General features: G+C 63.9%; 13 protein-coding genes and 1 tRNA gene. 3 read left to right on the forward strand and 11 right to left on the reverse strand.

Annotation, left to right across the window (positions count from 1 at the left end):
• Positions 1-103 precede the first annotated feature (103 nt).
• The 5 genes from secF to queA form a co-directional block, all read right to left on the reverse strand.
• Positions 104-1,012 (reverse strand): protein translocase subunit SecF, encoded by a 909-nt coding sequence (gene secF, locus ACIP21_RS17950; protein WP_400690119.1) that lies wholly within the window; start codon positions 1,010-1,012, stop codon positions 104-106.
• Between the two features lie 10 nt (positions 1,013-1,022).
• Positions 1,023-2,885: a protein translocase subunit SecD gene (gene secD / locus ACIP21_RS17955; protein ID WP_400690122.1), complete on the reverse strand. Its 1,863-nt coding sequence runs from the start codon at positions 2,883-2,885 to the stop codon at positions 1,023-1,025.
• Positions 2,886-2,949: 64 nt separating this feature from the next.
• A complete protein-coding gene (yajC, locus tag ACIP21_RS17960; RefSeq protein WP_056795769.1) occupies positions 2,950-3,285 on the reverse strand; it encodes a preprotein translocase subunit YajC in 336 nt (111 codons plus the stop codon).
• A gap of 42 nt (positions 3,286-3,327) precedes the next feature.
• Positions 3,328-4,443 carry a tRNA guanosine(34) transglycosylase Tgt gene (gene tgt / locus ACIP21_RS17965; RefSeq protein WP_400690241.1) on the reverse strand — a complete coding sequence of 372 codons (1,116 nt, stop codon included), beginning with the start codon at positions 4,441-4,443 and terminating at the stop codon, positions 3,328-3,330.
• 14 nt (positions 4,444-4,457) lie between these two features.
• Positions 4,458-5,507: a tRNA preQ1(34) S-adenosylmethionine ribosyltransferase-isomerase QueA gene (gene queA, locus ACIP21_RS17970; RefSeq protein WP_400690126.1), complete on the reverse strand. Its 1,050-nt coding sequence runs from the start codon at positions 5,505-5,507 to the stop codon at positions 4,458-4,460.
• A 108-nt stretch (positions 5,508-5,615) separates the two neighbouring features.
• Between queA and ACIP21_RS17975 the strand changes: the two genes are divergently transcribed.
• Positions 5,616-5,700, forward strand: a tRNA-Leu gene (locus ACIP21_RS17975).
• A gap of 63 nt (positions 5,701-5,763) precedes the next feature.
• Here the strand turns inward: ACIP21_RS17975 and ACIP21_RS17980 are convergent.
• Positions 5,764-7,095 (reverse strand): Fic family protein, encoded by a 1,332-nt coding sequence (locus ACIP21_RS17980; protein WP_400690129.1) that lies wholly within the window; start codon positions 7,093-7,095, stop codon positions 5,764-5,766.
• A 338-nt stretch (positions 7,096-7,433) separates the two neighbouring features.
• Between ACIP21_RS17980 and ACIP21_RS17985 the strand changes: the two genes are divergently transcribed.
• A complete protein-coding gene (locus ACIP21_RS17985; protein ID WP_400690244.1) occupies positions 7,434-8,081 on the forward strand; it encodes a trypsin-like peptidase domain-containing protein in 648 nt (215 codons plus the stop codon).
• A 70-nt stretch (positions 8,082-8,151) separates the two neighbouring features.
• Here ACIP21_RS17985 and ACIP21_RS17990 read toward each other — a convergent pair whose 3' ends face one another.
• Entirely contained in the window at positions 8,152-8,436 is a 285-nt protein-coding gene (locus tag ACIP21_RS17990; protein WP_400690132.1) for a hypothetical protein, read from the reverse strand.
• Positions 8,437-8,645: 209 nt separating this feature from the next.
• On the opposite strand from ACIP21_RS17990, the gene ACIP21_RS17995 reads away from it, so the two are divergent.
• A complete protein-coding gene (locus tag ACIP21_RS17995) occupies positions 8,646-9,539 on the forward strand; it encodes a bestrophin family protein (protein ID WP_400690135.1) in 894 nt (297 codons plus the stop codon).
• A gap of 6 nt (positions 9,540-9,545) precedes the next feature.
• Here the strand turns inward: ACIP21_RS17995 and phnE are convergent, their stop codons facing one another.
• The 4 genes from phnE to ACIP21_RS18015 are packed head-to-tail and all read right to left on the reverse strand — an operon-like array spanning position 9,546 to position 12,779.
• On the reverse strand, positions 9,546-10,313 hold the full coding sequence (phnE, locus tag ACIP21_RS18000) for a phosphonate ABC transporter, permease protein PhnE (RefSeq protein ID WP_400690138.1): 768 nt from the start codon (positions 10,311-10,313) through the stop codon (positions 9,546-9,548).
• Positions 10,310-11,137, reverse strand: a complete 828-nt coding sequence (locus ACIP21_RS18005) for a PhnE/PtxC family ABC transporter permease (RefSeq protein ID WP_400690140.1) — start codon at positions 11,135-11,137, stop codon at positions 10,310-10,312. Before ACIP21_RS18005 ends, phnE begins: the two co-directional genes overlap by 4 nt.
• Positions 11,131-11,928 (reverse strand): phosphonate ABC transporter ATP-binding protein, encoded by a 798-nt coding sequence (locus ACIP21_RS18010; RefSeq protein ID WP_400690143.1) that lies wholly within the window; start codon positions 11,926-11,928, stop codon positions 11,131-11,133. Before ACIP21_RS18010 ends, ACIP21_RS18005 begins: the two co-directional genes overlap by 7 nt.
• Positions 11,925-12,779, reverse strand: a complete 855-nt coding sequence (locus tag ACIP21_RS18015; RefSeq protein WP_400690146.1) for a putative selenate ABC transporter substrate-binding protein — start codon at positions 12,777-12,779, stop codon at positions 11,925-11,927. The genes ACIP21_RS18010 and ACIP21_RS18015 overlap by 4 nt, the downstream gene beginning before the upstream one ends.
• Positions 12,780-12,826: the final 47 nt, after the last annotated feature.

Raw genomic sequence — 12,826 nt, forward strand, 5'->3', positions numbered from 1 at the left:
CTGCAGGGGGCTGCCCTGCTTTCTCCCAGCCTTGGAGCAAAAAAAAAGGCGCGAGTTCAACACTCGCGCCTTCTTCAGCCGCCGAACGGCTCAGGACAAGGCCTCAAGGACGGTCGTCCACACCCTCGTTTTTCGCCGGCGGAATCAGGTCTTCGCTGTTCAGGTTCAGCCAGATCAGCACCACGTTGGCGATGTAGATCGACGAGTAGGTACCGGCCATGACGCCGATGAACAGGGCCAGGGAGAAGCCGAACAGGTTGTCGCCACCGAAGATCAGCAGCGCGGCGATCGCCAGCAAGGTCGACACCGAAGTGGCGATGGTGCGCAGCAGGGTCTGGGTGGTCGAGACGTTGATGTTCTCGATCAGCGAGGCCTTGCGCATCACCCGGAAGTTCTCGCGCACCCGGTCGAACACGACGATGGTGTCGTTCAGCGAGTAGCCGATGATCGCCAGCACCGCCGCCAGCACCGTCAGGTCGAAGGTGATCTGGAAGAACGACAGGATACCCAGGGTCACCACCACGTCGTGGATCAGCGAGATGATCGCGCCCACGGCGAACTTCCACTGGAAGCGGAAGGCCAGGTAGATGAGGATGCCGCCCAGCGCCAGGAGCATGCCGAGGCCACCCTGGTCGCGCAGCTCTTCACCCACCTGCGGGCCGACGAACTCGACGCGCTTGAGGGTGGCCGGGTTGTCGCCGCCGACCTTCTGCAAGGCCGCACCGACCTTGGCGCCCAGCTGCGGGTCATCGCCCGGCATGCGCACCAGCAGGTCGGTGGTGGCGCCGAAGCTCTGCACCACGGCCTCGTGGAAGCCGGATTCGACCAGCTCGGCACGTACCGCCTTGAGGTCGGCCGGGCGCTCGTAGGTCAGCTCGATCAGCGTACCGCCGGTGAAGTCCAGGCCGAAGTTCAGGCCCTTCTGCCACCAGCTGAACAGTGCCAGCACGGTGAGGAGCACGGTGATGGCGAACGCGACATTGCGCACGCCCATGAAGTTGATGGTTTTCATCGCAGCTCCCTCAAACCCACAGCTTCTTGATGTCACGCCCGCCGCAGGTCAGGTTGACCATTGCACGGGTCACCATGACGGCGGTGAACATCGAGGTGAAAATCCCGAGGGACATGGTGACCGCGAAGCCTTTGACCGGGCCGGTACCCATGGCGAACAGGATGCCGCCGACCAGCAGGCTGGTCAGGTTGGCGTCGATGATCGCGGTGTAGGCGCGGTTGAAGCCTTCGTGGATGGCGCGTTGCACCGACATGCCAGTGGCCAGCTCCTCGCGGATACGCGAGAAGATCAGCACGTTGGCGTCCACCGCCATACCCATGGTCAGCACGATACCGGCGATACCCGGCAGGGTCAGGGTCGCGCCCAGCAGCGACATCAGCGCCAGCAGCAGGACCATGTTGCCCGCCAGGGCGATGGTGGCGATCACGCCGAAGCCGCGGTAGATGGCGATGATGAACAGCGAGACGAACAGCATACCCCACAGCGACGCATCGATACCCTTGGTGATGTTGTCGGCACCCAGGCTCGGGCCGATGGTACGTTCTTCGGCGAAGTACATCGGTGCGGCCAGGCCACCGGCACGCAGCAGCAGGGCCAGCTCGGACGACTCGCCCTGGCCGTTGAGGCCGGTGATGCGGAACTGGCTGCCCAGCGGCGACTGGATGGTCGCCAGGCTGATGATCTTCTTCTCTTCCTGGAAGCTCTGCACGGCGACGTCTTTCTCGACGCCGTCGACGGTCTGCTTGACGTAGCGGGTGATCGGCTTCTGCTCGATGAAGATCACCGCCATGCTGCGCCCGACGTTGCTGCGGGTAGCGCGGCTCATCAGCTCGCCGCCGTGGCCATCCAGGCGGATGTTCACCTGCGGCTTGCCGTGCTCGTCGAAGCTGGCCTGGGCGTCGGTGACCTGGTCGCCGGTGATGATCAGGCCACGCTCGACCGCGGCCGAACGGGTGCCTTCACGGAACTCGAAGACCTCGGTGGTGGCCTTGGACGCGCCCGGCTCGGCACCGAAGCGGAACTCCAGGTTGGCGGTCTTGCCGAGGATACGCTTGGCTTCGGCAGTGTCCTGCACGCCCGGCAGCTCGACCACGATGCGGTTGGCGCCCTGGCGCTGCACCAGCGGCTCGGCGACGCCCAGCTCGTTGACACGGTTGCGCACGGTGGTGAGGTTCTGCTTGATCGAGTATTCGCGGATCTCGGCGACTTTCGCCTGGGTCAGCGCCAGACGCAGCACCGCCAGCTCGTTGCGCTCGGTGGTGGTCAGGTCGAAATCATTGAAATTCTTGCGGATCAGGGCACGTGCCTGTTCGCGGGTGGCATCGTCAGCGAAGCCCAGCATCACACCGCCATCCTGCTGCGGCAGGCTGCGGTAGCGGATGCGCTCTTTGCGCAGCAAGGTCTTGACCTCGCCTTCGTAGACTTTCATGCGGGCGCTCATGGCCTTGTCCATGTCCACTTCCAGCAGGAAGTGCACACCACCGGACAGGTCCAGGCCCAGCTTCATCGGGCTTGCACCCAGGTTGCGCAGCCACTGCGGGGTGGTCTGGGCGAGGTTCAGGGCCACGACGTAATCATCGCCCAGTGCCTTGCGCACCACATCCTTGGCCGGCAGCTGATCTTCCTGGTTGGTCAGGCGGATCAGGCCACTGCCCTTCTCACCCAGGCTCGCGCCCTTGACGGTGATACCGGCATCGACCAGCGCCTTGCTGACGCGATCGAGGTCGTTCTGGTTGACCTGCAGCGCCGAGCTGGCACCGCTGACCTGCACCGCCGGGTCATCCGGGTAGAGGTTGGGAGCGGAATAAATGAAACCGACCGCCAGTACCAGCACGATCAGTGCGTATTTCCACAGAGGGTATTTGTTCAGCATCACGCCGCCCGTTCAAGACGCGGGGCGCTTAGCGCGCCCCGACTGGAAAAATGAAACCGGTAACTCAGATAGCCTTGAGCGTACCTTTTGGCAGGGTCGCCGCGATGGCACCCTTCTGGAACTTCAGCTCGACGGTGTCGGACACTTCCAGCACCACGAAGTCATCGGAAACCTTGACGATCTTGCCGGCGATGCCGCCGTTGGTGACAACTTCGTCACCTTTCTGCAAGTTGCCCAGCAGGTTCTTCTGCTCTTTCGCGCGCTTGGCCTGCGGGCGCCAGATCATCAGGTAGAAGATGACCAGGAAACCGACCAGGAAAATCCACTCGAAACCGGTACCGGCTGGGCCAGCGGCGGGTGCTGCAGCGTCCGCGTATGCGGCGGGGATCAAGAAGCTCATTGGGCACTCCTAATGTAATTTTCTAATAATGGATGCGAACAGTCAGCCCAAGGGCGGCACAGGAAGCCCGCGCTTGGCGTAGAAGGCGTCGACAAAGGCGGCCAATTTACCTTGTTGAATAGCCTCGCGTAAACCGGCCATCAAGCGCTGGTAATGGCGCAAGTTGTGGATGGTATTCAGCATGCTGCTCAACATTTCGCCGCACTTGTCCAGGTGGTGGAGATAGGCGCGGGAGAAGTTGCTGCAGGTATAGCAGTCACAGGTCGGATCCAGCGGCGAATCATCATGGCGATGGAACGCGTTGCGGATCTTGATCACCCCTGTATCGACGAACAGGTGGCCGTTGCGCGCGTTGCGCGTGGGCATCACGCAGTCGAACATGTCGACGCCGCGGCGCACACCCTCAACCAGATCTTCCGGTTTGCCTACCCCCATAAGGTAACGAGGTTTGTCAGCCGGCATCTGGTCCGGCAGGTAGTCGAGCACCTTGATCATTTCGTGCTTCGGCTCGCCGACCGACAGGCCGCCGATGGCCAGGCCGTCGAAGCCGATGTTTTCCAGGCCTTCCAGCGAGCGCATGCGCAGGTCCTGGTACATGCCGCCCTGGACGATGCCGAACAGCGCCGCGGTGTTGTCGGCGTGGGCGTTCTTCGAGCGCTGGGCCCAGCGCAGCGACAGCTCCATGGAAGTGCGCGCGACGTCGTGCTCGGCCGGGTACGGCGTGCACTCGTCGAAGATCATCACCACGTCCGACCCCAGGTCACGCTGGACCTGCATGGACTCTTCCGGGCCCATGAACACCTTGGAACCGTCGACCGGCGAGGCAAAGGTCACGCCTTCTTCCTTGATCTTGCGCATGGCGCCCAGGCTGAACACCTGGAAACCACCGGAATCGGTCAGGATGGGGCCTTTCCATTGCATGAAGTCGTGCAGGCCGTTGTGCTTCTTGATCACCTCGGTACCCGGGCGCAGCCACAGGTGGAAGGTGTTGCCGAGGATCATCTCGGCGCCGATGGCCTCGATGTCGCGCGGCAGCATGCCCTTGACCGTGCCATAGGTGCCCACCGGCATGAACGCCGGGGTTTCCACGGTGCCACGCGGGAAGGTGATGCGGCCGCGACGGGCCTTGCCGTCGGTGGCCAGCAGTTCGAACGACATTCGACAGGTGCGACTCATGCTTGATCCTCTGGGCCGCGTGGCGCCGGATTGCGGGTGATGAACATGGCATCACCGTAACTGAAGAAGCGGTAACCGTTGTCGACCGCCGCCGCGTAGGCAGCCATGGTCTCGGGGTAACCGGCGAAGGCCGAGACCAGCATCAGCAGCGTGGACTCCGGCAGGTGGAAGTTGGTCACCAGGCAATCGACCACGTGGAACGGCCGGCCTGGGTAGATGAAGATGTCGGTGTCGCCGCTGAAGGCCTTGAGCACGCCGTCGCGCGCCGCACTTTCCAGCGAGCGCACGCTGGTGGTGCCGACTGCGATCACCCGGCCGCCACGGGCGCGACAGGCCTCGATGGCGTCGACCACCTCCTGGCTTACTTCGAGCCACTCTTTGTGCATGTGGTGGTCTTCGATCTTGTCGACCCGCACCGGCTGGAAGGTGCCGGCGCCCACGTGCAGGGTGACGAAGGCGCGCTCGACGCCCTTGGCGGCGATCTGCTCCAGCAGTGCCTCGTCGAAGTGCAGGCCCGCGGTCGGCGCGGCCACTGCACCGGCGCGCTCGGCGTAGACGGTCTGGTAACGCTCGCGGTCGGCGCCCTCGTCGGGGCGGTCGATGTACGGCGGCAGCGGCATGTGGCCGACGCGCTCGAGCAGCGGCAGCACCTCTTCGGTGAAACGCAGCTCGAACAGGGTGTCGTGGCGGGCGACCATCTCGGCCTCGCCGCCGCCGTCGACAAGGATCACCGCGCCTTCTTTCGGCGCCTTGCTGGCACGCACATGGGCCAGCACGCGGTGGCTGTCGAGCACGCGCTCGACCAGCACTTCCAGCTTGCCGCCGGAGGCTTTTTGGCCGAACAGGCGCGCCGGGATCACCCGGGTGTTGTTGAACACCATCAGGTCACCGGGGCGCAGGTAGTCGAGCAGATCCGGGAATTGCTTGTGCGCCAGCGCGCCGCTCGGCCCATCGAGGACCAGCAGTCGGCTGCCATGGCGCTCGGCCAGCGGGTGGCGGGCGATCAGGGAATCGGGGAGTTCGAAGGAAAAATCGGCGACGCGCATGATGATGTTCGGGTTCGACAGGGCCGGGAAGTTTAGCCCAATGCGTGAAAATTGACCATGAAAGCCGATTGACCGCCTCAAGTGACCTCTCTATACTGCGGCGCCTAAGCCCTGATGGCGGAATTGGTAGACGCGGCGGATTCAAAATCCGTTTTCGAAAGGAGTGGGAGTTCGAGTCTCCCTCGGGGCACCAAGATCCAGAAAAAACCGACCTTATGGTCGGTTTTTTTGTGCCTGGGATTTCTTTCCCCCGTACTCAGCAGGGGCGACCCGCGTCGAGCCACGCGTTCACTTGCTTCAGGGTGAGCCGATAGCGAGCACAGTTGTGCAGTGCCAGGATATCGAGCTCCCCGCGCAACAACGGTTCGAACTGCTGTTTTTCTTCCTCCGGCAACTCCAGCCCGGCCACTACCTCTCCCACCGACATCCGCTCTCGAACAACCGCATTGATCGCTTCGTTCAGCAGCTCGCGATAACGCAGACGAACCGGATCGGGAACCCCCATGGCTTCGATCATCACGCCATACTTGCTGATGGAACGGCGATAGACCCAGGCAAACAGGTCCGCGGCCATGGCCATGTCACGCTGTTCATAGACGCCCATCATCGCCAACGCATAATCCTGCGGATTCACATCCAGGAATGACAACGGCGAGCAGTTGTAGAGCATCAGCGGGATGTTCGCGGCCAAACGGCTCGTGCGTTTGTTGCCATCCTCGAAAGGCTGCAGATAAGCCAGGTTTACCCACAGGAAGAATGCTGCTTCGATCGGGTTCTTGACCTGTCGCGCCTTCTCCAGAACCTGTTCGAACATCTCCTCCAGCAGCGAAGGTACCTGGGTCGGGAAATAGGTGGTGCCACTGATGTTGACGACAGTCTGACGAATGCTGCCCAAAGCCGAGCCGTCAGCCAACAGGTCCTGCATCAACAACGCATGCAGGTTGCTGATCACTGCCGAATTGAGCCCGTACTCGGGCACTGCATCGACCATGAACTCGATGGCGGCCTTGTGGTTGAGCAGCATGACCGCATCCAGGTCCCCATCCGTGACACCACTCCTGAACAACCTTTCCGTGTCGAGCAGCGTGTATCGGTTGCCTTCCAAGCGCGAGGAAGACCAGGAAAGATCAATCAGCAAGGGCTCCAGCACCTTGCGCGCATAGGTACCCGCCGGCTGCTGCCCGCGCATCCGCCCCTCGACTTCAAGTGATGCAGCCATCGCAGAGGGCAGCCAGGCGCTTTGGTTCGGTTGGTAACCGTCGACCAGGCCACGCTGATAGGTAACCGCTTCGCGCATTGCCAATGGCCGCAGCAGCGATGCACGAAGGGCACGACTTTCCGCTGACCAAGGGATCGCGGCCGAGGCGCCCCACTCAGGTGTGCTCTCGGCCAACTGCGGTGTTGCAACCGCCTGGCGGTAGCGCGTGGTACGCCCATCCTTCTCGCGCTCAATCTTGCCTGACTCCAGCAATACCTCCAGATGGCGCTTGACGGTCGACCAACTCGCGTTGATGCGCTCGGCAATTTCGCGAGAACTGAGGGCCTTGTCGCCCTGTAGTGCGACAAGGATCTTGTTAGGCAATGTCATGGCAACTCCGGATATAGCTCAATGCAGCTCAATATAGCTCAATGCAGCTCAATGCAGCTCAATGCAGCTCAATGCAGCTCAATTGAGCTCAATCCCGACCCAACGTGTCCGCAACCCCTCTACCCCCGCTTTTTTTGGCGCCAAGCCCACGACCACAGCCCCTCCAGCCATCCACGCAATCTATTGGCCACTACCCACACGATAGCAATAACCTGTCACTCGTCGGATATATGCCGAAAGCATTGATAGCGTAATGGCATCTCGCCATAGTTGCGCTCCCTTTCCACCCAACCGCCGCGTGCCCCATGAACAAGATCGTGCCCTGTCTGGCAGCAACGATGCTGCTGAGCGGGTGCAATGGAATGCCAACCGCTTACGTGTCGGACCCAGCCTACGACCAGGCTTTCGTGGTCACCTCCGGCGCCCCCCTGCCCCTGCTGTTGATGGCCACTGCCATCCAGTGGAACGAAGACTACGCCGTCACCGCCAAGCACACCCCGTTCCTGCGCAACGTGGTGCACGAAGGCCTGGGCGACGTGGTGTTCTTCAAGCACAAGGCCAGCAAGGTGCCGCAGTGGCGCCAGCCCGTGCCGGGCGAGTCGGTGACCGCGGTCGGCTTCAACAGCCTGATGATGCCGGTGCAGGGCAAGGGCCATACCCTGTCCTCGCTGGTACGCCTCGATGGCACGCCGGGCAGCGTCTTCTACTCGGTGCACGATGGCCCGATCACCAAGGGCATGTCCGGCGGGCCGCTGTTCGGTGACGACGGCAAGGTGCTGGGGATCAACGTGGCCTACATCGCCAAGGATGGCATCGATGCCGGCAGCCGCCCGGACCTGGCCGACCAGCAGCGGGTCAGCGTGTTCATGTCGTACAGCGAGATCGACAAGGAATGGCGCCGCTTCCAGTACCTGGCGCACAAGGGCAAGCCGCACGGCGCACCTGCCGCGATCAAGGGCTATGTGGCGGTGGCCGGCAAGCCTTGATTCACACCTGGGCACCAGGTGTCGCGTGGTGCCCGCCCTGCTCCACCGGCCAGCATGATGCAGTGCGGCATCAACCGCAGCAGCGCCGAGGGGACGCTTTGTTATCCGGCAGCGGGCTTGGCGCTGCAGTGCTGATCGAAGCGACGGGCAGCGGATAGGGCGGGGCAGGTGCCGGCGTGGCGATCACCGCGTTGGCCCGGGCACTTGTACGCGCCTGGGCTTTTTCGATCTGAAGCCGCGCCCGGGCAACCTTGGCCGCGCCTCCCTCTTCCATCAGCTGCCTCAGGTAATGTTCGATGGCTTCCTCGCTGTTCGGCACATTCGCCAGATCGAACGGCATCAGATTTCGCTTCATGAAAACTCCCGCAGCACACGGCGATTGGTAGAGCTGCGACATTGGCAGATCGACCTGTGCCACCGTAGGGGGCTGCATCCCAAAGCCCTGTAGTCCCATTCTTACCCAAGCAATAGGAAGAGGCCGTAGGTCGCGCTCGACGCCTCCGACCGAACCCTGCTCACTCCATGACGTCCGATGCTGCATCCCCGGCTTACGAGGCACACCGCGTGAAAGACGTCATCGTCCGCAAATACCGCCTGGTCGTGAAGACTTTCGGCTACATCGGTTGGTCACTGTTCTGGCTGCTGCTCTGGGACGTGCTGGTCACCATCGACTTCATGCTGTTCTTCAACAGCCAGTTCACCCTGCCACTGATCCCGCTGACCTTGCTGGGTTCGGCGCTGGTGGTGCTGGTGAGCTTTCGCAACAGCAGCGCCTACAACCGCTGGTGGGAGGCACGAACCTTGTGGGGCGCGTTGGTGAACGGTTCACGCAGCTTTGCCCGGCAGACTCTGACGCTGATCGACGACCCGCAGGCGGGCTTGAACCCGGTCAAGGCAACCCTGTTGCGCCGCCATATCGCCTACGTGAACTGCCTGGCGGCGCACTTGAAGGGCGAGGCATGCCCTGATGAACTGATGGCGTTCATCCCGCCTGGGGAGTTCGAGCGGCGCAACCGTTCGAACAACTTCGCCAACGATATCCTCGGTGGTTCGGCAGCGTTGCTGGCGCGGGAATACCAGGCCGGGCGGCTGGACAGCATCCGCCTGGCGCGGCTGGAGTCGACACTGGTGGACCTGTCCAATGCCCAGGGCGGCATGGAACGGATCGCCAACACGCCACTGCCCTACCCCTACGTGTACTTTCCACGGCTGTTCATCACGCTGTTCTGCCTGATCGTGCCGGTGGGCCTCGTGGAGTCGCTGGGCTGGTTCACGCCGCTGGCGTCGACGGTGGTGGGCTTCATGCTGCTGGCGATCGAGCGGATCGGCACGGACTTGCAGAGCCCGTTTCGCTTCAGTGAGCACCAGATCCAGATGGATACCATCTGCGAGACGATCGAACGCAATCTCGAATCGATGCAACGCGAAGCACAGTGTGGGGAGCGGGTCGAGGCATGACCCCGCTCAAGCCCGTACGTAGCGCTGGCGCAGTACATCGCTCGAGGCATCCACCAGCAGCACCAGCACCAGCATGGCCATGATCACCGTGCTGGCCTGGGCCTCCTGGAACAGGCTGAGGGTGGTGTAGAGCATCTGCCCCAGACCGCCTGCGCCGACAAACCCCAGCACGCTGGCCATCCGAATGTTGTTTTCCCAGCGGTACAAGCTGTACGCCAGCAACTGCGGCCACAGGTTCGGCAAGGTGCCGAAGCAGAACGCCAGCACTTGCCCGCCACCTTGCCAACGAATGGCTGCAGCCGGCTCGGCCGGCGCGTTCTCCAGCGCCTCGGCGAACAACCGCCCCAGAACCCCGGCCGTGTGCAGGGCCAGGGCCAGGGTACCGGCATTCGGCCCCAGGCCCGCCGCCAGCACCGTCAACGCCGCCCATACCAGCTCGGGAATGGCCCGCAGGGCATTGAGCAGCAGGCGTGCCGCCGACTGCAGCGGCCAGCCGAAGCGCCCCGCCGCAGGCAGTGCCAGCAGCATCCCCAGCACCATCGCCAGCAATGTGCCCAGCCCCGACATGGCCAGGGTTTCAAGCGCCCCACGCGCCACGGCCTGCAAGTGTTCGAGCGACAGGTCCGGGTGCAGGAAGCGCCCGGCATACTCAGCCATCTGCTGCACCCCGCCATTCCCCACCAGCGCGTGCAGGTCCAGCTGCAGATAGCTGAACGATGCCACTACCGCCGCCATGATGGCGACCACCACCAGCCCATCGAGCAACCGGTTCATGCCAGCCTCCCGCGCAGGAAGCGGCTGAGCAGGTCGGCCAGCAACACCAGGCCGAGGAACGCCAACAGCATGCTCGCCACCTCGCCCCCGGCGAACATGCGCATGGACAGGTCGATCTGCTGCCCCAGCCCGCCGGCACCGACGAAGCCCATCACCACCGACGCGCGCACCGCGCATTCCCAGCGATACACCGTGTACGACACCACCTCTGCCGACGCGCCGGGCAGGATGCCGTAGAAGAACGCCACCAGCCGCCCGCTGCCTGCCTGCAACAAGGCATGCGCCGGGCGTTGGTCGACCGATTCGAAGATCTCGGCGTAGACCTTGCCGAGCATGCCGCTGTAAGTGATGGCGATGGCCAGCACCCCGGCGGTCGGCCCCAGGCCCACGGCGCGCACGAACAACAGTGCCCAGACGATTTCGGGGACGCTGCGCAGGAAGATCAGCAGGCCCCGCACCGGCAGGCGCAACAGCCGCGACCAGGGGCCTGCCCGGCCACCCCGCGATGCGGCGCGCAACGACAGGGCCCGGCTGGCCAGCAAGCTGGCGGGGACCGCCAGCAGCAGCGCCAGTGCCATGCCAGCGGTGGCGACGGCCAGCGTCTGCAACGTCGACTGGTACAGCAGCACAAGGAACTCGGCATCATGCGCCGGTGGCCAGAAGGCGCGGGTGAAGCTGGCGATCTGCTGCCGATTTTCCGCTTGCAGCAACACCAGAGGGTTCAGTTCGCTGAGGCGCAGCCCAGGCCATAGCAGGGCCAGGGCCAGCAACGTCAGCAACAGGCGCGGTAACGCGGCCGGGTCGCGGGCATCGGCCGTCAGCATCGCGGAATCTGCACGGTCAGGGTCGGCCCCTGGGCGGGTGCTGGCGAGCCCAGTTGTTCATTGGCATACAGGGCATCCAGCAGATGCTCGGTCACTGCCTTGGCCCTGCAATCGAAGGCCACCTGGCCCTCACGAATGCCGATCACCCGCGGGAAGTGCGCTAGCGCCAACTCCACGGCATGCAGGCTGGCCACCAGGGTCACGCCGTTGGCCTGGGCATGCCGGTTGAGCAGCGCCAGGCTGTGATCGGCCAGGACCGGGTCCATGGCCGATACCGGCTCGTCGGTCAGCAGCAGGTCCGGGCGCTGGTACAGCGCACGGGCAATACCCACCCGCTGCAACTGGCCGCCGGACAGCTGCCCGCACTGGACGAACAGCTTGTCGGCCAGCCCCAGCTCCGCCAGTACCTGGCGCACGCCGGGCAAGTCGGTCGGATACACCAGGTTGAGCAAGCCACGCAGCAGGCCCCACTGCCCCAGGCGCCCAGCCAGCACCGCCGTGACCACGCGCTGGCGTGGCGGCAGTGGCGGCGCCTGGTGCACCAGGCCGATGCGCGCACGCAAGCGCTGGCGTGCCCCGGCGGACATCGCCCAAGGCTGCGCGCCGAACAGTTCAAGATGCCCGCTGCTGGGCTGCACGGCCGTGGCCATCAGGTGCAGCAGGCTGGACTTGCCGGCCCCGGACGGGCCGATGATCGCCACGCGTTCACCCTTGTCGATGTGCAGGCTGACCGATTCGAGCGCGCGGACCTGGCCATGGCGCAGGCCCGCGCCGTGCAAATCAATGGTCACTTGAGCAGGCCGGCCTCGCGCGCGGCTTGCTCGGTGCCCTGGTAGTTCTCGGGCTTGGTCTCGATGAAGCGGCTGGCCGCCTGCAGGTCGAGGATCGCCTTCTGTTCCGGGTTGGCCGGGTCGAGCTTGAGGAACGCCTGCTTGATCTTCTCTTTGAGCGCCGGGTCCATGTTGCCGCGCACGGTCCAGTTGTAGTCGTAATAGGCTGGCGTGGTGGCGAACACCCTCACTTTGCCGGTATCGACCTTGCCGGCGTCGACCAGCTTCTGCCAGACGCTGGCGTTGAGCACGCCGCCGTCGACCTTGCCGCCCTGGACCCAGGCCACGGTGGCGTCGTGGGCGCCGGAATAGGCCACGCGGCTGAAATACTCCTCCGGCTTGATGTTGTCTTGCTTGAGCATGAAGTAGCGCGGCATCAGGCTGCCGGAGGTCGAGGAGATCGAACCGAAGGCGAACGACTTGCCCTTGAGGTCGGCCAGGCTCTTCACGTTCGGGTTGGCGGTGATGAACTTGGAAGTGAACTGGGCGTCCTGCTCACGTTGCACCAGCGGTGTGGCGGTCGGGTCCTTCAGGTGCACCTGGACGAAGGTGAAGCCGCCCAGCCAGGCCAGGTCGAGGCGGTTGCTGGCCAGCGACTCGACCACTGCCGGGTAGTCGGCCACCGGAACGAACTTCACCTCCATGCCCAGCGCTTTGGACAGGTACTTGCCCAGCGGCTCGAACTTGCGCAGCAGTTCGGTCGGTGCTTCATCGGGGATGGCACTGACCCGCAGGGTATCGGCAGCCTGGGCGACAACCGCACAGCACGACAGCACGAGGCCGGCGACAAGCGACAAAGGGCGTTTGAACATGGCAATTCTCCGGGCCGATTGCAGGCAAAGGCCGGCCTTCACGCCGA

This window comes from Pseudomonas sp. NPDC089401 (assembly GCF_044749485.1).
In the GTDB taxonomy this organism is placed as follows: Bacteria; Pseudomonadota; Gammaproteobacteria; order Pseudomonadales; family Pseudomonadaceae; genus Aquipseudomonas.

Excerpts from the sequence above, each read along its gene's own strand:
- secF (WP_400690119.1), bottom strand. The coding sequence starts at position 1,012 with ATGAAAACCATCAACTTCATGGGCGTGCGCAATGTCGCGTTCGCCATC.
- secD (WP_400690122.1), bottom strand. The coding sequence starts at position 2,885 with ATGCTGAACAAATACCCTCTGTGGAAATACGCACTGATCGTGCTGGTA.
- yajC (WP_056795769.1), bottom strand. The coding sequence starts at position 3,285 with ATGAGCTTCTTGATCCCCGCCGCATACGCGGACGCTGCAGCACCCGCC.
- tgt (WP_400690241.1), bottom strand. The coding sequence starts at position 4,443 with ATGTCGTTCGAACTGCTGGCCACCGACGGCAAGGCCCGTCGCGGCCGC.
- queA (WP_400690126.1), bottom strand. The coding sequence starts at position 5,507 with ATGCGCGTCGCCGATTTTTCCTTCGAACTCCCCGATTCCCTGATCGCC.
- ACIP21_RS17980 (WP_400690129.1), bottom strand. The coding sequence starts at position 7,095 with ATGACATTGCCTAACAAGATCCTTGTCGCACTACAGGGCGACAAGGCC.
- ACIP21_RS17985 (WP_400690244.1), top strand. The coding sequence starts at position 7,434 with ATGCTGCTGAGCGGGTGCAATGGAATGCCAACCGCTTACGTGTCGGAC.
- ACIP21_RS17990 (WP_400690132.1), bottom strand. The coding sequence starts at position 8,436 with ATGAAGCGAAATCTGATGCCGTTCGATCTGGCGAATGTGCCGAACAGC.
- phnE (WP_400690138.1), bottom strand. The coding sequence starts at position 10,313 with ATGAACCGGTTGCTCGATGGGCTGGTGGTGGTCGCCATCATGGCGGCG.
- ACIP21_RS18005 (WP_400690140.1), bottom strand. The coding sequence starts at position 11,137 with ATGCTGACGGCCGATGCCCGCGACCCGGCCGCGTTACCGCGCCTGTTG.
- ACIP21_RS18015 (WP_400690146.1), bottom strand. The coding sequence starts at position 12,779 with ATGTTCAAACGCCCTTTGTCGCTTGTCGCCGGCCTCGTGCTGTCGTGC.